We start from the raw sequence: 17,810 nt of genomic DNA on the forward strand, positions 1-17,810 counted from the left end.
ACCGGACCGCCCTCCCCGGATTCCGTGGTCCGTGCAAGGATCGAAGGACGCGGCCACACGTGCTGCATCCGTATGTTCGCTCGAAGGGGAGCGCGATGGCGACCAAGCCGCCCACAGGTGATCCGGTGCAGGACGCACCCCAGGTCACGCCGCCCAAGCACGCGGCCGCCGGCCTGCCCGCGATCGGGCACACCCTGAGGATCGCCCAGCAGCAGATGGGCGTGGCCCGCACCGCCCGCACCCTGCTCAAGGTCAACCAGAAGGACGGTTTCGACTGCCCGGGCTGCGCCTGGCCCGAGGGCGACAAGCGGCACACCGCCGAGTTCTGCGAGAACGGCGCCAAGGCCGTCGCGGAGGAGGCCACCCTGCGCCGGGTCACCCCCGGGTTCTTCGCCGCGCACCCGCTGGCCGACCTGGCCACCCGCTCCGGCTACTGGCTGGGGCAGCAGGGCCGGATCACGCACCCCGTGTACCTGCCGGAGGGCGGCGACCGGTACGAGGCGATCAGCTGGGAGCGGGCCTTCGAGGTCCTCGCCGAGGAGCTGACCGCCCTCGCCTCCCCCGACGAGGCCCTCTTCTACACCTCGGGCCGCACCAGCAACGAGGCCGCGTTCCTCTTCCAGCTCTTCGCCCGCGAGTTCGGCACGAACAACCTGCCCGACTGCTCCAACATGTGCCACGAGTCCTCGGGCTCCGCACTGAACGAGACCATCGGCATCGGCAAGGGCAGCGTCTCCCTCGAGGACCTCCACCGGGCCGACCTGATCATCGTCGCCGGGCAGAACCCCGGCACCAACCACCCGCGCATGCTCTCCGCCCTGGAACAGGCCAAGTCCTCCGGCGCGAAGATCATCTCGGTGAATCCGCTGCCCGAGGCCGGCATGGAGCGGTTCAAGAACCCGCAGACCCCCCTCGGCATGCTCAAGGGCACCGCCCTCAACGACCTCTTCCTGCAGATCCGCATCGGCGGCGACCAGGCCCTCTTCCGCCTCCTGAACAAGCTGGTCATAGAGGCGGGCGGCGCGACCGACGAGGCCTTCATCCGCGAGCACACCCACGGCTACGAGGAGTTCGCCGCCGCCGCCCGGGAGGCCGACTGGGCGGAGACCCTCACCGCGACCGGCCTGACCCGGCCGGAGATCGAGCAGGCGCTGGCCATGGTCCTGGCCTCGGAGCGCACCATCGTCTGCTGGGCCATGGGCCTCACCCAGCACAAGCACGCCGTCGCCACCATCCGCGAGGTCGTCAACCTCCTCCTGCTGCGCGGCAACATCGGCCGGCCCGGCGCCGGCGTCTGCCCGGTCCGCGGCCACTCCAACGTGCAGGGCGACCGCACCATGGGGATCTTCGAACGGCCCGCGCCCGCCTTCCTCGACGCCCTCGACAAGGAATTCGGCATCACCTCGCCGCGCGGGCACGGCTTCGACGTGGTCCGCTCCATCCAGGCGATGCGCGACGGCAGGGCCAAGGTCCTCTTCGCCATGGGCGGCAACTTCGTCGGCGCCACCCCCGACACCGAGGTCACCGAGGCCGCGATCCGCCGCACCGCCCTGACCGTGCACGTGTCCACCAAGCTGAACCGCTCCCACGCGGTCACCGGCCGGCGCGCCCTGATCCTGCCCACCCTCGGCCGCACCGACAAGGACGTGCAGGCCGCCGGCAAGCAATTCGTCACGGTCGAGGACTCCATGGGCATGGTCCACGCCTCCCGCGGCAACCTCGCCCCCGCCTCCCCGCACCTGCTCTCCGAGCCCGCGATCGTGGCCCGCATGGCCCGCGCGGTCCTGGGCGCCGCCTCGGCCACCCCGTGGGAGGAGTTCGAGCGGGACTACGCCTCGATCCGCGACCGGATCTCCCGCGTCGTCCCCGGCTTCGAGGACTTCAACGCCAGGGTGGCCCGCCCCGGCGGCTTCCAGCTGCCGCACGCCCCGCGCGACGAGCGCCGCTTCCCCACCACGACCGGCAAGGCCAATTTCACCGCCGCGCCCGTGGAGTACCCCACGGTTCCGCAGGGACGGCTCCTCCTGCAGACCCTGCGCAGCCACGACCAGTACAACACCACGATCTACGGGCTCGACGACCGCTACCGCGGCATCACCGGCGGCCGCCGCGTCGTCATGGTCAATCCCGAGGACGCGGCCGAGCTGGGCCTGGCCGACGGCTCGTACACCGACCTGGTGAGCGAGTGGAGGGACGGCGTGGAGCGGCGCGCGCCCGGCTTCCGCGTCGTGCACTACCCGACGGCCCGCGGCTGCGCCGCCGCGTACTACCCCGAGACGAACGTACTGGTCCCGCTGGACTCCACCGCGGACACCAGCAATACCCCTGCGAGCAAGTCCGTCGTCGTGCGTTTCGAACCGGCCTGATAGAACGACCTCAGGACAAGAAGGTTAACGAGCGTTGACGAACGGAGCCTGACCATGGGCGAGCAGCACGCAGTGAAGTTCCCGCAGGAGGTCCTCGACGAGTACACGGCCCTGGGCATCGACCTCCCCGCACTGTTCTCGGCGGGAGACCTCGGCGAGCGGATGGACATCCGCATCCTGGAGGCCGCGGCCGACCGCGTCGTCGGCACCATGCCCGTCAAGGGCAACACCCAGCCGTACGGACTGCTGCACGGCGGGGCCTCCGCGGTACTGGCCGAAACCCTCGGCTCGATCGGCGCGATGATGCACGGCGGCATCACCAAGATCGCCGTCGGCGTGGACCTGAACTGCACCCACCACCGGGGCGCCCGCACCGGCATCGTCACCGGCGTCGCCACCCCCGTGCACCGCGGCCGCTCGACCACCACCTTCGAGATCGTCATCACCGACGAGCAGGACAAGCGGATCTGCACCGCCCGCCTGACCTGCCTGCTGCGCGACGCCGGCGAGGCCGCCGGAGCCTCCTCCGGCACCCCCGCGCAGGCCTGACCGGCCGCGCGCACCCGCCGACAGGCCCGGATCCCGCCCCGCACCCGGCGGCGGATCCGGGCCTGCGCCTTTTATCGGACCGGGCCGCGCCCGCCAACCGCCCGGAATCCGCCACTCCGCACACTTCACGGTGACATCTGTTGTGTCACCGATGGTGACGCGCCTACCTTCCCCTCATGGGGACCATGCCACGCACGGCCCGGTACGCCGCCCTCACCCTCCTCGCGGCGCTCGCCCTGTCCGGATGCTCCTCCTCCGCGCCACCGCCGGCGGCGGCCCCGGAGACCCCTTCCGCCGGCCCGCCCTCGCCCGTGCAGGTCTGCACGGGCCTCGTGTCGTACTGGGCGAAGGAGACCCTCCTGGGCACCAAATGGTCCGGCCTCGACTGGGAGCAGAAGGGCCTGTCGAACGACCAGTACGCGATCCACGAGGACGCGGTCGCCGCCGGCCGCACGGAGGAGCGAACTGCCGGACAGGCCACGGCACTTGAGCTGATCGACCGCTTCGTGGCCCAACGCTGCGCCGAGCAGGACGGCGCGACCGGCAGTTCGGAGAACCGGCGACCCCCGACGTGACCCGGGTCACCGCATTCCCGAGCGCACTGTCCGTCTTCCGGGCAGATCCGCGCGAAGGACCGAACCGCAGGTCGGAGGCCATGCCGCCACCCTGGACAAGATCCATTCGGCCGGGGCGCATCACGCATTTCATTACTCTGAGTAATGCACATGCCGTACGCAATCCGTCTTTTCCTCCGAGAATCGCCACTCGGAGGATTCTTTCAGACACACACCGCCACATTCGGCCGAATTTGATCCAAGACAGGTGCATGAAGGCCTCAAGCCCCTTAGGCAAACAGGTATTTCTCAAGATGCGGACACTATGCACCGTCACGAAATGTCCGTTCTGTCCACACTCTCGCCACGCATTCTTGGCCTTGGCATAACAAGAGCGTCACATCCTCCTTTCCCGCCTCCCGGTGCTCGTCACCTCGGGCCTAGAGTCACGGCCAGTCACCGCGCCGCAGGGCGCGAATCAGCACGGCCGTGGACCTCCCAGTGCGGCCCGGCGACCTAACGGCACCTCTCACGAGAGAGCCGCGCCAGGGAAAGGAAGAATCGTGCGACACCGTTCTTTGCTCGTCCTCACCACCGTGATCACCACGGGAGCACTGACCCTCACCGCTTGCGGATCGCGCGACGGAGACTCCAAGGACAACGGCGGCGGCAAGAAGACCGTCGTGGTCATCGGCGTGGACGCCCCGCTCACCGGCTCGCTCTCCGCGCTCGGCCAGGGCATCAAGAACTCCGTCGACCTCGCGGCCAAGACTGCCAACAAGAACAACGAGGTCCCGGGCATCGAGTTCAAGGTCGAGGCCCTCGACGACCAGGCCGTCCCCGCCTCCGGTCAGGCCAACGCCACCAAGCTCGTCGGCAACAAGGACGTCCTCGGCGTCGTCGGCCCGCTGAACTCCGGCGTCGCCCAGCAGATGCAGGGCGTCTTCGCCTCCGCCAACCTGGCGCAGGTCTCGCCCGCCAACACCAACCCCGCGCTCAGCCAGGGCGACAACTGGGGCAAGGGCGAGTTCAAGCGCGGCTTCAAGACCTACTTCCGCACCGCCGCCACCGACGTGGTCCAGGGCAAGTTCGCCGCCCAGTACCTCTTCAAGGACGCCGGCAAGAAGAAGGTCTTCATCGTCGACGACAAGCAGACCTACGGCGCCGGCCTCGCCGCGATCTTCGCCGACGAGTTCAAGAAGCTCGGCGGCGAGGTCGTCGGCACCGACCACGTCACGGTGAAGGAGACCGACTTCTCCTCCTCCGCCGACAAGGTCAAGTCCTCCGGCGCCGACTCCGTCTACTTCGGCGGCCAGTACCCCGAGGGCGGCCTGCTCGCCGACCAGATCAAGAAGACCGGCGCCAACATCCCCCTCATGGGCGGCGACGGCATCCAGGACCCGGCCTTCATCAGCGCCTCCGGTGAGGCCAACGAGGGCGACCTCGCCACCTCCATCGGCTACCCGGTCGAGAAGCTGGAAACCGCCAAGAAGTTCATCGAGGACTACAAGGCCGAGGGTTACAAGGACCCGTACGCCGCCTACGGTGGCTACTCCTACGACGCCGGCTGGGCCGTGATCCAGGCCGTCAAGGCCGCCGTCGCCGCCAACAGCGGCAAGCTGCCCACCGACGCCCGCGCCAAGGTCGTCGAGGCGCTCGGCAAGGTCTCCTTCGAGGGCGTGACCGGCAAGGTCGCCTTCGACGAGTACGGCGACACCACCAACAAGCAGCTCACCGTCTACAAGGTCGAGGGCGGCAAGTGGGTCGACGTCAAGAGCGACACCTTCAACCAGTAAGCCGTAGTCCCCAGTAACACCAGCACCACCTGAACCAACGCCGCGCGAGGGCGCAAACAGCGCCCTCGCGCGGAGTCTTATCCGACACGCTCATCGGAGGCCCTGCGGTGCACGAACTGCCGCAACAGCTGGCCAACGGCCTGGCCCTCGGTGCTCTCTATGGTCTCATCGCCATCGGGTACACCATGGTCTACGGCATCGTCCAGCTCATCAACTTCGCCCACGGCGAGATCTTCATGATCGGCGGCTTCGGCGCGCTCAGCGCCTACGCCATCCTCCCGACCGGCACCTCCCTGCTGATCGCGATACCCGTCATGATCGTCGGAGGTGCCGCCACCTCCGTAGCCGTGGCCTGCGCAGCCGAACGCTTCGCCTACCGCCCACTGCGCAGCGCCCCCCGGCTCGCACCCCTCATCACCGCAATCGGCCTCTCGATCGCGCTCCAGCAGCTCGTCTGGCAGTTCTACCCGGACGCCAAGAAGGCCGTCAGCTTCCCTGAGTTCAAGGGCGCCGCCTTCAAGATCACCGACAGCCTGGCGATCCAGCGCGCGGACCTCTTCGTCCTCATCCTCGCCCCGCTCTGCATGCTCGCCCTCGGCGTCTTCGTCCAGAAGAGCCGCAGCGGCCGCGCCATGCAGGCCACCGCGCAGGACCCGGACACCGCGAAGCTGATGGGCATCAACACCGACCGCATCATCGTCATGGCCTTCGCCATCGGTGCAGCGTTCGCCGCCGTCGCCGCCGTCGCCTACGGCCTCGACAAGGGCCAGATCAACTTCGAGATGGGCTTCATCCTCGGCCTCAAGGCCTTCACCGCGGCCGTCCTCGGCGGCATCGGCAACATCTACGGAGCCATGGTCGGCGGCGTCGTCCTCGGACTCGCCGAAGCCCTCTCGATCGCCTACATCGAAGAGATCCCCGGCATGTCGCAGCTCGGCGGTGGCGCCTGGTCCAACGTCTGGGCCTTCGTACTCCTCATCGTCGTCCTCCTCGTGCGGCCACAAGGCCTGCTCGGTGAGCGCGTCGCGGATCGGGCGTGAGAACCATGACCACCAACACCACCCCGCAGACCGACACGGTGAAGCAGGGCCCCGCGCCCACCACGCTCCTGTACGCGGTCATCGGCGGCAGCCTCCTCACCATCGTCAGCGCCTTCCTCGCGTGGACGTGGACCGCCGATTTCCCCGGCGACCTGACCTACTACGGCAGCCCCGCGGGCCTCCAGTACGTCACCCTCGTCGGAGCCGCCCTCACCCTCGCCTTCGCGCTCTCCGCGCTCGGCGTCAAGGGCCTCGGCTGGCTCACCCCCGCCGGCTCCCGCAAGGCCATCGAGTTCCTGGCCGTCGGCAACTTCCTGGCCACCGCTTTCACGGTCGTCTCCATCACCGTCGTCCTCGGTGGAGTGATCAACCTCGAACCCGGTGCCTACGTCGCCCTCGTCGCCTCGCTCATCCCGGCCCTCGCCGCGTACAAGCTCCCGGACGACACCCGCAAGGCGGCCCCCGCCAAGCAGCTGCCCTCCTGGGCCGAAATCCTCGTCATCACCGGCGTCTTCGCGCTCGGCCTCTTCGTCATCACCTTCGGTATCGACACCGATGACAAGGAACCGCAGCTCTTCGTCGCCTACCTGCTCAACGTCGGCTTCGCGGCCCTCGCGCTGAACAAGGCAGGCCTCTTCGCCCGCCTCTCCGGCATCACCGCCAAGCACCGCCAGGTCACCCTCATCGGGACCGCGGCCGCAGCGATCGCCTTCCCGTTCATCCAGCAGAGCGGCGACACCTACACGCTCATCGCGGTCAACATCCTGATCTTCGCGACCGTCGCCCTCGGCCTCAACGTCGTCGTCGGCCTCGCCGGCCTCCTCGACCTCGGCTACGTCGCCTTCCTCGGCGTCGGCGCCTACGCCGCGGCCCTGGTCTCCGGCAGCACCGCCTCCGCCTTCGGCATCCACCTGCCCTTCTGGGCAGCGGTCATCGTCGGCGCCCTCGCCTCCCTCATCTTCGGCGTGGTCATCGGCGCACCGACCCTGCGCCTGCGCGGCGACTACCTCGCCATCGTCACCCTCGGCTTCGGAGAAATCTTCCGCATCGCCATGGGCAACCTCGACGGCACCTCCGGCCCGGACATCACCAACGGCCCGAACGGCATCCCCAACATCCCCCACCTCGAACTCTTCGGGTGGAACTTCGGGGAATCCCACGTAGTCGGCGGCATCACCCTCGGTGCCTACGCCAACTACTACTTCCTGATGCTGCTCGTCATGGCCCTGGTCGTCCTGGTCTTCGCCCGCGCCGGCAGCAGCCGCATCGGACGCGCCTGGGTCGCCATCCGCGAGGACGAGACCGCCGCCGAAGCCATGGGCATCAACGGCTTCAAGGTCAAGCTGATCGCCTTCGCCCTCGGCGCCACCCTCGCCGGCCTCGCCGGCACCGTCCAGGCACACGTCAACAGCACGGTCGTCCCCGAGAACTACGTCTTCGCCGGGCCCGTCCCGCCGAACTCCGCGTTCCTCCTCGCCGCCGTCATCCTCGGCGGCATGGGCACCATCCGCGGCCCCATCCTCGGCGCCGCACTGCTCTTCCTGATCCCGGCGAAGCTGGCCTTCCTCCAGGACTACCAGCTCCTCGCCTTCGGCATCGCCCTCATCCTGCTCATGCGCTTCCGCCCCGAAGGCCTCATCGCCAACAAGCGCGCGCAGCTCGAGTTCCACGACGACACCGCTGACCAGGCCCCCACGGACCTGGCCACCGCCAAGGCGGGGGCGTGAACACCATGACGACCACCACGGACACCACCACCAAGACCACGGTTCTCGAAGCCAAGGGCGTCACCATGCGCTTCGGCGGCCTCACCGCCGTCAAGAGCGTCGACCTCCAGGTCAACGCGGGCGAGATCGTCGGACTCATCGGCCCCAACGGCGCCGGCAAGACCACCTTCTTCAACTGCCTCACCGGGCTGTACGTCCCCACCGAGGGATCCGTCAGCTACAAGGGCACGGTCCTGCCTCCCAAGCCCCACAAGGTCACCGAGGCCGGCATCGCCCGCACCTTCCAGAACATCCGGCTCTTCCACAACATGACCGTGCTGGAGAACGTCCTCGTCGGACGCCACACCCGCACGAAGGAAGGCCTCTGGTCCGCCCTGCTGCGCGGCCCCGGCTTCAAGAAGGCCGAAGCCGCCAGCGAAGCGCGCGCCATGGAACTCCTCGAGTTCATCGGGCTGGAGAACAAGGCCCAGCACCTGGCCAAGAACCTCCCCTACGGCGAACAGCGCAAGCTGGAGATCGCCCGCGCCCTCGCCAGCGACCCCGGTCTCATCCTCCTGGACGAGCCCACCGCCGGCATGAACCCGCAGGAAACCCGCGCTGCCGAAGAACTCATCTTCGCCATCCGCGACATGGGCATCGCCGTCCTCGTCATCGAGCACGACATGCGCTTCATCTTCAATCTCTGCGACCGCGTCGCCTGCCTCGTCCAGGGCGAGAAGCTCATCGAGGGCACCGCGTCCGAGGTCCAGGGCGACGAGCGCGTCATCGCCGCCTACCTGGGCGAGCCCTTCGAGGGCGACCCGGGCGCCGCCGAGGACGCCGAGGTCGTGGCGGCGGAAGCCGCGGCGGCTGCCACGTCCGACGACGCGGAGGCCGACGCCGAGCCTGAGGCGGACGCCGACGCTCCGGCGGACGCGGACAGCACCACCAGCACCACCAGCACGGAAGGAGAGGCCAAGTGACCGCACTGCTCAAGGTCGAGGACCTCAAGGTCGCCTACGGCAAGATCGAAGCCGTCAAGGGAATCTCCTTCGAAGTCAACGAAGGCGAAATCGTCTGCCTCGTCGGCACCAACGGCGCCGGCAAGACGACCACCCTGCGCACCCTCTCCGGGCTCATCAAGCCCAAGAGCGGCAGCATCACCTTCGACGGCCAGCCCCTCGCCGCCGTCCCCGCCCACAAGATCGTCTCCCTGGGCCTCGCCCACTCCCCCGAGGGACGACACATCTTCCCCCGGCTGACGATCGCCGAAAACCTCCAGCTCGGCGCCTTCCTGCGCACCGACAAGGAGGGCATCGAGAAGGACGTCCAGCGCGCCTACGAGATGTTCCCCATCCTGGGCGAACGCCGCAAGCAGGCCGCCGGCACCCTCTCGGGCGGTGAGCAGCAGATGCTCGCCATGGGCCGCGCGCTCATGTCCCAGCCCAAGCTGCTCATGCTGGACGAGCCCTCCATGGGCCTCTCCCCGCTGATGATGCAGAAGATCATGGCGACCATCAAGGAGCTCAAGGCCTCCGGCATGACGATCCTGCTCGTCGAGCAGAACGCCCAGGCGGCGCTCTCGCTCTCCGACACGGCTCACGTCATGGAGATCGGCAAGATCGTGCTCTCCGGCACCGGCCGGGACCTCCTCCACAACGAGGACGTCCGCAAGGCCTACCTCGGCGAGGACTGAGCCGTCCCGTACGCGTGAGGCCCGCCTCCCCTCGGGGGGAGGCGGGCCTCACGCATGTGCGGGGTCTTCCTACTTGCCGCTGTCCTTCTTCTTCGCCTCGGCGTCCTCGATGACCACCTCGGCGACCTGCTGCATGGACATCCGGCGGTCCATGGAGGACTTCTGGATCCAGCGGAACGCGGCCGGCTCCGTGAGCCCGTACTGCGTCTGCAGGATGCTCTTGGCCCGGTCCACCAGCTTGCGGGTCTCCAACCGCTGGGAGAGGTCCTCGACCTCCTTCTCCAGCGCGCGCAGCTCCGCGAAGCGGGAGACGGCCATCTCGATGGCGGGCACCACGTCGCTCTTGCTGAACGGCTTCACGAGGTACGCCATGGCCCCGGCGTCCCGGGCCCGCTCGACGAGGTCGCGCTGCGAGAACGCGGTGAGCATGAGCACGGGGGCGATGGACTCCTCCGCGATCTTCTCGGCGGCGGAGATCCCGTCCAGGACGGGCATCTTCACGTCGAGGATGACGAGATCCGGCCGGTGCTCACGCGCGAGCTCCACGGCCGTCTGGCCGTCGCCGGCCTCGCCGACGACGGAGTAGCCCTCCTCCTCCAGCATCTCTTTCAGGTCCAGGCGGATGAGCGCCTCGTCCTCGGCGATGACGACGCGGGTCGTCAGCGGCGGAACGTGCGACTGGTCGGCGTCGGGCGTGGGCGTCGACTCGTGCTCGGCGGTCACGGGGGGCTCCTTGTTGCAAGGCGATTCAGCTCCCCCGAGCCTACCTAGCTCCTGTATGTTTGTGACACGGAGGGTCTTCGGTATCCTTCGTTTCGAAGGGGCCCCGGTAGCCCAGCGGTAGAGGCAATGGATTCAAAACCCATTCAGCGTCGGTTCGAATCCGACCCGGGGCACTTCTCCTTTAATTTCAAGGTCGCCAAGCAGATTCTGCGATCTTCACTCGTCACGGTGAACGAAACTTCGAATTGCGGCCAACCGGACGAATAGTGGCGATGCTCCCGGACGTGGAGCACAATCCTGCGATACGCGAAGAAGCAGTCCTTCTGTTACGCCGTGGCGTGACCAACAGAGTCGTGGCCGAGCATTTGGGCATCCCTCGAGGCACTGTCGGCTGGTGGCGGCACGAGGACCGCAAACGCCGCGGCGAGGTCTACGTGCAGCCGACCGACTGCCCGCAGTGCACGGGCCGGAAGTTTGATAGGTCCGCGTACGGCTACCTCCTGGGCCTCTATCTCGGCGACGGCCACATCGTCTCGAAGTACAAGCAGCACCACCTGTCCATCTTCTGCGACGCGTCGCGGCCGGGGCTCATCGACGCCGCCGCCGAAGCCATGCACCTCGTCATGCCCCAGCCCAAAGTGGGGCGAAGGCAGCGACAGGGCTGCGTCGAGGTCAAGTCGTACACCTGGCACTGGACATGCCTCTTCCCCCAGCACGGGCCCGGCAAGAAGCACGAGCGGCGGATCGCCCTAGAAGGCTGGCAGCAGGAGATCGTCGACGCGCACCCCTGGGAGTTCCTCCGGGGGCTCATCCACTCCGACGGGTGTCGGGTCACCAACTGGACCGTCCGGAACGGCAAGCGCTACGAGTACCCGCGGTACTTCTTCACCAACAAGTCGGACGACATCCGGAAGCTGTGCACGGACACGCTCACCAAGGTCGGCGTCCGGTGGACGATCCTCGCGCGCGGCAGCGACCCGCTCAACGTGTCCATCGCCCGACGGGAGTCCGTGGCGTTGATGGACGCCCACATCGGGCCCAAGCACTGAGGCGCGGCACTGCTGCCTAGGCTTGCCACCGTGAACGACACGACACATGGCATACGGATCAGACCGGGCGGCCCGGCAGACGCGGTGGACATTCTCGGGATGCTCGACTGCGCCGTGGCCTGGATGAACGCGCGGGGCAATACCGGGCAGTGGGGCACGACGCCGTATTCGCAGCGGCCCGGCGGGGTGGCACGGGTCGAGCGGTACACGACCGAGAACGCGCCCTACGTCGCGGAGTTGGACGGAGTGCCGGTCGGCGCCCTGGTGTTGGACTCCGGGCCGAGCCCGCAGATGCCGATCGCGCCGGCCGGCGAGCCGGAACGGTACGTCCGGCTGCTGGTCTCCGACCGGCGGTACGCGGGGCGGGGGATCGGGGCGGCGCTGCTGGCCCACGCCGCCGAGGAGACCCGGCGGGCGGGTGTGGAGTTGTTGCGGGTGGACTGCTGGGCGGGCGGCGGAGGCGCCCTGGTCGCGTTCTACGAGCGCAACGGTTTCGCCCCCACCGAGCGTTTCCTGTCCGAGGACTGGCCGGGGCAGGTGCTGGCCCGGCGCGTCTGCTGACGGACCCACCCCTCTAGGGGAGGTCGCCGTTGCCGCCGAGGTTGGCGACCAGGAGGCGGAGGGTGTCGATGGTGGCCGCGTACGTGGCGTCGTCGATGCCCTCCCGCATGCGGGCGTGGACCTTGGCGTTGCGGTCGTGGGCGCGGAGGCGGCCCGCCTCGCCGGCTTCGGTGAGGGTGAGGCGGCCGTCGGCCTCCGTGATCCAGCCGCGGGCGGTGAGGTCGGCGTAGAGGGCTTCGAAGTCGGTGTTCTGGTCGTCGAACGGGGCCAGCTTCGCGGTGAGGGCGGGGCGGGTCCATTCCCCGGGGGTGCCGGCCACGTGGTTGAGGGTCCACCAGTGGGGCTGGGTGAGGTTCTCCTCGGCGAGGGCGGCGCGGAGGCCGCCGATGACCAGATCGGCCGCAGCGCGGGTCCAGTAGCCGACGGGCTGGGCGGCGAGCTGCTCCTGGGGGTATTCCTTGATCGTCATGTGAGGACCGTATGAGCTCAGGCTAGGTTGAGGTCAAGGTCGACAACGAAGAGGGGACTCTGTGATGAGTGAGAAGGCCCGGAAGCTGTTCAACGCGCTCGATCTGAACGAGGACGGTGAACTGACCCGGGTGGAGGTGATCTCGGCCCTGCGGTCGAAGGGGCCGACGCTGGCCGCGCGCGGGGATCTGCCGTTCTGGGGCCTCGGGGACGCCGATGCGTCGTCGGCGCTGTTCGATGCGGCTGATGCGAACGGGGACGAGGTGTTGACCCTCGAGGAGTTCACGGCCGTGGTCGACCGGCGCTTCGGCTGGTAGTGCCGGGTGCGGGTGACCGCGTCGGGCCGGTGGGAGCTGCCCGACGCGGTGCGTCTCGTACGTGAGGTGCGGTTGCCGCGGCTGCCGCGGCGGGCGGGTTCAGCGGACCGCGTCGCCGATGTGGTGGACGCGGACGAGGTTGGTGGATCCGCTGACGCCGGGGGGTGAGCCGGCGGTGATGACGACGGTGTCGCCGGGTACGCAGCGGCCGATCCGCAGGAGTTCTTCCTCGACTTGGGCGACCATGGCGTCGGTGGAGTCGACGTGGGGGCCGAGGAAGGTTTCCACGCCCCAGGTGAGGTTGAGCTGGGAGCGGGTGGCGGGGTCGGGGGTGAAGGCGAGGAGCGGGATGGGCGAGCGGTAGCGGGAGAGCCGGCGGACGGTGTCCCCGCTCTGGGTGAAGGCGACGAGGAACTTGGCGTCGAGGAAGTCGCCCACTTCGGCGGCCGCGCGGGCGACGGCCCCGCCCTGGGTGCGGGGCTTGTTGCGGTCGGTCAGGGGCGGCAGGCCCTTGTCGAGGATGTCCTCTTCGGCGGCTTCGACGATGCGGGACATGGTCTGCACGGTTTCGACGGGGTATTTGCCGACGCTGGTCTCGCCGGACAGCATGACGGCGTCGGTGCCGTCGATGACGGCGTTGGCGACGTCGGAGGCCTCGGCGCGGGTGGGCCGGGAGTTCTCGATCATCGAGTCGAGCATCTGGGTCGCGACGATGACGGGCTTGGCGTTGCGCTTGGCGAGCTTGATGGCCCGCTTCTGGACGATCGGGACCTGTTCCAGGGGCATTTCGACGCCGAGGTCGCCTCGGGCGACCATGATCCCGTCGAAGGCGGCGACGATGTCGTCGATGTTCTCGACGGCCTGGGGCTTTTCGATCTTGGCGATGACCGGGAGGCGGCGGTCTTCCTCGTCCATGATGCGGTGGACGTCTTCGATGTCGCGGCCGCTGCGGACGAAGGAGAGGGCGATGACGTCGGCGCCGATGCGCAGGGCCCAGCGGAGGTCTTCGATGTCCTTCTCGGAGAGGGCGGGGACGGAGACGGCCACGCCGGGGAGGTTGAGGCCCTTGTGGTCGGAGACCATGCCGCCTTCGACGACGCGGGTGTGGACGCGGGGGACGTCGACCGCGGTGACTTCGAGGGTGACGCGGCCGTCGTCCACGAGGATGCGCTCGCCGGTGGTGACGTCGGTGGCGAGTCCCTTGTAGGTGGTGCCGCAGGTGTGGCGGTCGCCTTCGTGGTCTTCGACGGTGATGGTGAACTCGTCACCGCGTTCAAGGAGTACGGGTCCTTCGCGGAAGCGGCCGAGCCGGATCTTCGGGCCTTGAAGGTCGGCGAGGATGCCGACGCTGCGGCCGGTCTCGTCGGAGGCCTTGCGTACGCGCTCGTATCGCTCCTCGTGTTCGGCGTAGGTGCCGTGGCTGAGGTTGAAGCGGGCGACGTCCATTCCGGCTTCGACCAGGGCTTTGATCTGGTCGTATGAGTCGGTGGCGGGGCCCAGGGTACATACGATTTTCGCTCGGCGCATGAGGCGAGCGTATTCCCCTACCAGAGAGTAGGTAATCGCTTCCGGGTGTCCACTCAACAACCTTTGAGCAAAAGGTTGTTGACAACTGTTGAATGTGCATGGGGGTGCTCCGATGAGCACCCCCGGGCCCCGTTTTCGTCGGTTCTTCAGAGCTGCGGAGGGGTCATCGTGAACCGGGCGTTCACCTGGGCGTAGACGGTCTGGCGCTGCGGTTCGAGGTCGAGCGGCGGGGGGCCTGCGTCTTCGGCGGCACTGAAGGCCATGGTGCGCATTCCGGCGCCGGGGGCGGCGGGGAAGGGGTTGGCGTTTTCGGCGCCGAGGTCGGCGAGTTCGACGAGGGCGGCGAGGCGGGCGCCGAGGGCTTCGGCGTATTCGCGGGCGCGCTGGACGGCTTCGAGCACGGCTTGGCGGCGGGCCTGGCCGTGGGCGGGCGAGGTGGGGCGCAGGGCCCACCAGGGGCCGTCGACCTGGGTGAGTTCGAGGTCGGCGAGGCGGGTGGTGAGTTCGCCGAGGGTGGTGAAGTCGCTCAGTTCGGCGGTGATGTGCACGCGGCCGTGGTAGGCGCGGATGCGTTCGGCGCGGCCGTGGCGGGTGAGTTCGGGGGTGATGGAGAACGAGCCGGTTTCGAGTTTTTCGACGGGGTCGCCGTAGCTCTTGATGAGGTCGAGGACGGTGTTGTTGCGCCGGGTGAGGTCTTCGAGGGCGGTGCGCCGGTCGGTGCCGCGGGCGCTGACGGTGATGCCGATGCGGGCGATCTCGGGGTCGACTTCGATGCGGGCTTCGCCGCGGACTGCGACGCGGGGTACTTCGGGGGTGCCGTAGGGCTGGTGCGATGCGTCCTGGGTCATGGATTCACTCTCGCACTGTCGCTCGTACGGGTGTGGTCATCGGATCGAAACCTGACGGGGGTGTTGCTGCTTGTTACCAGTGGGTCAGAATCTACGCGCGTTGTTCAGGCCTCAAAAGGGGAGATGGCATGGCGTTCGACCGCAGGACTTTTCTGGGGACCACGGCCGCGACAGGTGCGGCCGTTGCGTTGGCGGGGGCCACGAGCACCCCGGCCGCCGCACAGCAGCAGGATGTGAGGGGCCCGGCGTCGCGGACGTACGCGTTCACGGTGATGGGCACGACCGACTTGCACGGGAACGTCTTCAACTGGGACTACTTCACGGACAAGGAGTTCGACGACAAGGCGCACAACGACGTCGGCCTGGCGAAGATCTCCACGCTGGTGAACCAGGTGCGGGCGGAGAAGGGGCGGCGCAACACGCTGCTGATCGATGCCGGTGACACGATCCAGGGCACGCAGCTGTCCTACTACTACGCCAAGGTGGACCCGATCACGGCCCGGCGCGGTCCGGTGCATCCGATGGCGCAGGCGATGAACGCGATCGGGTACGACGCGGCGGCGCTGGGGAACCACGAGTTCAATTACGGGATACCGGTGCTGCGCAAGTTCGAGGAGCAGTGCGACTTCCCGCTGCTGGGGGCGAACGCCCTGGACGCGAAGACGCTGCGGCCGGCGTTCCCGCCGTACAGCGTGCACCGGCTGCGGACGCCCTGCGGGCGGGATGTGAAGGTGGCGGTGCTGGGGCTGACGAACCCGGGGATCGCGATCTGGGACAAGGCCAATGTGCAGGGCAGGATGACGTTCCCGGGGCTGGAGGAGCAGGCGGCGAAGTACGTGCCCAAGCTCCGTTCGATGGGCGCCGACGTGGTGATCGTGTCGGCGCACTCGGGGTCGAGCGGGACGTCCTCGTACGGGGACCAGCTGCCCCACATCGAGAACGCGGCGGGGCTGGTGGCGGAGCAGGTGCCGGGGATCGACGCGATCCTGGTGGGGCATGCGCACACGGAGATTCCCGAGTACCGGGTGAAGAACAAGGCGACCGGCAAGGACGTGGTGTTGTCGGAGCCGCTGAAGTGGGGGCAGCGGCTGACGCTGTTCGACTTCGAGCTGGTGTGGGAGAAGGGCCGCTGGTCGGTGGCGAAGGTCGCGGCGAAGGTGCTGAACTCGAACGTGGTCGCCGAGGACCCGAAGATCACGGGGCTGCTGTCGGACGAGCACCGCAAGGTCGTGGCGTACGTGAACCAGGTGATCGGTACGTCCACGCAGGCGATGTCCTCGGCGGAGGGGCCGGTCAAGGACGTGGCGATCATCGATCTGATCAACCACGTGCAGGCGGAGACGGTGAAGGCGGCGCTGGCGGGTACGGAGTGGGCGGCGCTTCCGGTGCTGTCGCAGGCTTCGTGCTTCTCGCGGACGGCGGCGATCCCGGCGGGCCAGGTGACGATCAGGGACGCGGCGGGTCTGTACCCGTTCGAGAACACGATGGAGGCACGGCTGCTGACGGGTGCGCAGCTGAAGGACTACTTGGAGTACTCGGCGCGGTACTTCGTGCGGACGGCGCCGGGTGATGCGGTGGATCCGGCGAAGCTGACGAACGCCGAGAGCATTCCGGACTACAACTACGACGCCGTGTACGGGCTGGCGTACGACATCGACATCGCGCAGCCGGCGGGTTCGCGGATCACGGGGCTGGCCTTCCAGGGGAAGGCGGTGGATCCGGCGGCGCAGTTCGTGTTCGCGGTGAACAACTACCGGGCCTCGGGTGGGGGGAACTTCCCGCACGTGCCGCAGGCCAAGCAGCTGTGGTCGAATTCCGACGAGATCCGTAACACGATCATCCAGTGGGTGAAGGCGAAGGGGACGATCGACCCGGCGCAGTTCGCTTCGGTGGACTGGCGGTTGACGCGGGCCGGCGTGCCGGTGTTCTAGTCCGTTCGCGGGTCGTGCGGCCGGGTCCTGCTGTGGCGGGGTCCCGGCCGCTGTGCGTGGGGCCGGGCCGCGGCTGTCGGGTGGGGGGTCAGCACTGCCAGAGGAGTGTCGCGCGGGCGCAGGGGGTGCAGGTGTGGGCGTAGGCGCGGCCGGAGCCGAAGTTCATGGCGGTGGCGGGGTCGGGGCCTTCCGTCAGTTCGGCGGCGAAGTCCATCGGCCGTGCGCAGGCGGGGCAGTCGGGCGTCTCGTCGTACTGGAGCCAGTCGGGGGTGCCGCCGAGCCGGCCCAGGATCGTCGCGGTGGCGGGTGCCGTGCGGGCGGGTACGGCGGCGCGGACGGCTCCGAGTCGGAGGAGGTCCTGGTCCGCCTCGCCGGGGGCCCGTACGGGTTCCAGGCGGTCGGCGGGGAGCAGCAGGGCGAGGTTGCCGCCTGCGGTGGGGCTCCATTGTTCGCACTGGCCGGGGCGGTTCGCGCACATGAAGAGGGCCAGTACGCCCGGGGTGTGGCCGGGGAGGTCGCCGAGGTGGATCTGGGCGAGGAACTGCAGGGGTGCGGCGCATGGGGCGCAGGTCGGCCATGCGGTGCCGGCGGGGGCCAGGGGTGTGCCGCCGGTGCGGGTGACCGGGGCGTCCGGGGCGACCGGCCCGCCGTCGAGGAGGAGCGTCGTCATGCCGGGAAT

The 17,810-nt window shown here is 68.7% G+C and carries 17 protein-coding genes and 1 tRNA gene; 13 read left to right on the forward strand and 5 right to left on the reverse strand.

Annotated elements, in window-relative coordinates:
• Positions 1-95: 95 nt before the first annotated feature.
• The 8 genes from OG332_RS11715 (at position 96) to OG332_RS11750 (ending at position 9,707) form a co-directional block, all read left to right on the forward strand.
• A complete protein-coding gene (locus OG332_RS11715) occupies positions 96-2,366 on the forward strand; it encodes an FdhF/YdeP family oxidoreductase (RefSeq protein WP_327413398.1) in 2,271 nt (756 codons plus the stop codon).
• A gap of 54 nt (positions 2,367-2,420) precedes the next feature.
• Entirely contained in the window at positions 2,421-2,915 is a 495-nt protein-coding gene (locus OG332_RS11720) for a PaaI family thioesterase (RefSeq protein WP_327413399.1), read from the forward strand.
• A gap of 176 nt (positions 2,916-3,091) precedes the next feature.
• A complete protein-coding gene (locus tag OG332_RS11725) occupies positions 3,092-3,490 on the forward strand; it encodes a hypothetical protein (protein ID WP_327413400.1) in 399 nt (132 codons plus the stop codon).
• A gap of 542 nt (positions 3,491-4,032) precedes the next feature.
• On the forward strand, positions 4,033-5,265 hold the full coding sequence (locus OG332_RS11730; RefSeq protein ID WP_327413401.1) for a branched-chain amino acid ABC transporter substrate-binding protein: 1,233 nt from the start codon (positions 4,033-4,035) through the stop codon (positions 5,263-5,265).
• Between the two features lie 107 nt (positions 5,266-5,372).
• On the forward strand, positions 5,373-6,305 hold the full coding sequence (locus OG332_RS11735) for a branched-chain amino acid ABC transporter permease (RefSeq protein ID WP_266597815.1): 933 nt from the start codon (positions 5,373-5,375) through the stop codon (positions 6,303-6,305).
• Between the two features lie 5 nt (positions 6,306-6,310).
• On the forward strand, positions 6,311-8,032 hold the full coding sequence (locus tag OG332_RS11740; protein ID WP_327413402.1) for a branched-chain amino acid ABC transporter permease: 1,722 nt from the start codon (positions 6,311-6,313) through the stop codon (positions 8,030-8,032).
• Between the two features lie 5 nt (positions 8,033-8,037).
• Positions 8,038-8,994, forward strand: coding sequence for an ABC transporter ATP-binding protein (locus OG332_RS11745; RefSeq protein ID WP_327419186.1), 957 nt, complete (start codon positions 8,038-8,040; stop codon positions 8,992-8,994).
• Positions 8,991-9,707: an ABC transporter ATP-binding protein gene (locus OG332_RS11750; RefSeq protein ID WP_327413403.1), complete on the forward strand. Its 717-nt coding sequence runs from the start codon at positions 8,991-8,993 to the stop codon at positions 9,705-9,707. Before OG332_RS11745 ends, OG332_RS11750 begins: the two co-directional genes overlap by 4 nt.
• Before the next feature lie 69 nt (positions 9,708-9,776).
• On the opposite strand, the gene OG332_RS11755 is transcribed toward OG332_RS11750, so the two are convergent.
• Positions 9,777-10,430 carry an ANTAR domain-containing response regulator gene (locus OG332_RS11755; protein ID WP_327413404.1) on the reverse strand — a complete coding sequence of 218 codons (654 nt, stop codon included), beginning with the start codon at positions 10,428-10,430 and terminating at the stop codon, positions 9,777-9,779.
• 100 nt (positions 10,431-10,530) lie between these two features.
• Between OG332_RS11755 and OG332_RS11760 the strand changes: the two genes are divergently transcribed.
• The 3 genes from OG332_RS11760 to OG332_RS11770 all read left to right on the forward strand — a co-directional run bounded on the left by OG332_RS11760 (position 10,531) and on the right by OG332_RS11770 (position 12,040).
• Positions 10,531-10,603 (forward strand) — tRNA-Leu (locus tag OG332_RS11760).
• 99 nt (positions 10,604-10,702) lie between these two features.
• Positions 10,703-11,479, forward strand: a complete 777-nt coding sequence (locus OG332_RS11765; protein ID WP_327419187.1) for a helix-turn-helix domain-containing protein — start codon at positions 10,703-10,705, stop codon at positions 11,477-11,479.
• Between the two features lie 30 nt (positions 11,480-11,509).
• Positions 11,510-12,040, forward strand: a complete 531-nt coding sequence (locus tag OG332_RS11770; RefSeq protein WP_327413405.1) for a GNAT family N-acetyltransferase — start codon at positions 11,510-11,512, stop codon at positions 12,038-12,040.
• A 13-nt stretch (positions 12,041-12,053) separates the two neighbouring features.
• Here the strand turns inward: OG332_RS11770 and OG332_RS11775 are convergent, their stop codons facing one another.
• On the reverse strand, positions 12,054-12,509 hold the full coding sequence (locus tag OG332_RS11775; RefSeq protein ID WP_327413406.1) for a MarR family winged helix-turn-helix transcriptional regulator: 456 nt from the start codon (positions 12,507-12,509) through the stop codon (positions 12,054-12,056).
• A gap of 64 nt (positions 12,510-12,573) precedes the next feature.
• On the opposite strand from OG332_RS11775, the gene OG332_RS11780 reads away from it, so the two are divergent.
• Positions 12,574-12,825, forward strand: a complete 252-nt coding sequence (locus OG332_RS11780) for an EF-hand domain-containing protein (protein WP_327413407.1) — start codon at positions 12,574-12,576, stop codon at positions 12,823-12,825.
• 99 nt (positions 12,826-12,924) lie between these two features.
• On the opposite strand, the gene pyk is transcribed toward OG332_RS11780, so the two are convergent.
• Positions 12,925-14,352: a pyruvate kinase gene (pyk, locus tag OG332_RS11785; RefSeq protein ID WP_327413408.1), complete on the reverse strand. Its 1,428-nt coding sequence runs from the start codon at positions 14,350-14,352 to the stop codon at positions 12,925-12,927.
• Positions 14,353-14,498: 146 nt separating this feature from the next.
• A complete protein-coding gene (locus OG332_RS11790; protein WP_327413409.1) occupies positions 14,499-15,200 on the reverse strand; it encodes an SIMPL domain-containing protein in 702 nt (233 codons plus the stop codon).
• Positions 15,201-15,328: 128 nt separating this feature from the next.
• Here OG332_RS11790 and OG332_RS11795 point away from each other — a divergent pair, with 128 nt between their 5' ends.
• Positions 15,329-17,131 (forward strand): bifunctional metallophosphatase/5'-nucleotidase, encoded by a 1,803-nt coding sequence (locus OG332_RS11795; RefSeq protein WP_327413410.1) that lies wholly within the window; start codon positions 15,329-15,331, stop codon positions 17,129-17,131.
• Positions 17,132-17,219: 88 nt separating this feature from the next.
• Here OG332_RS11795 and OG332_RS11800 read toward each other — a convergent pair whose 3' ends face one another.
• The gene (locus OG332_RS11800; RefSeq protein ID WP_327413411.1) at positions 17,220-17,801 is read right to left on the reverse strand and encodes a DUF1963 domain-containing protein; all 582 of its coding nucleotides are present in this window, start codon (positions 17,799-17,801) and stop codon (positions 17,220-17,222) included.
• Positions 17,802-17,810 lie beyond the last annotated feature (9 nt).

The sequence above is a fragment of the Streptomyces sp. NBC_01233 genome (assembly GCF_035989305.1).
Lineage (GTDB): Bacteria > Actinomycetota > Actinomycetes > Streptomycetales > Streptomycetaceae > Streptomyces.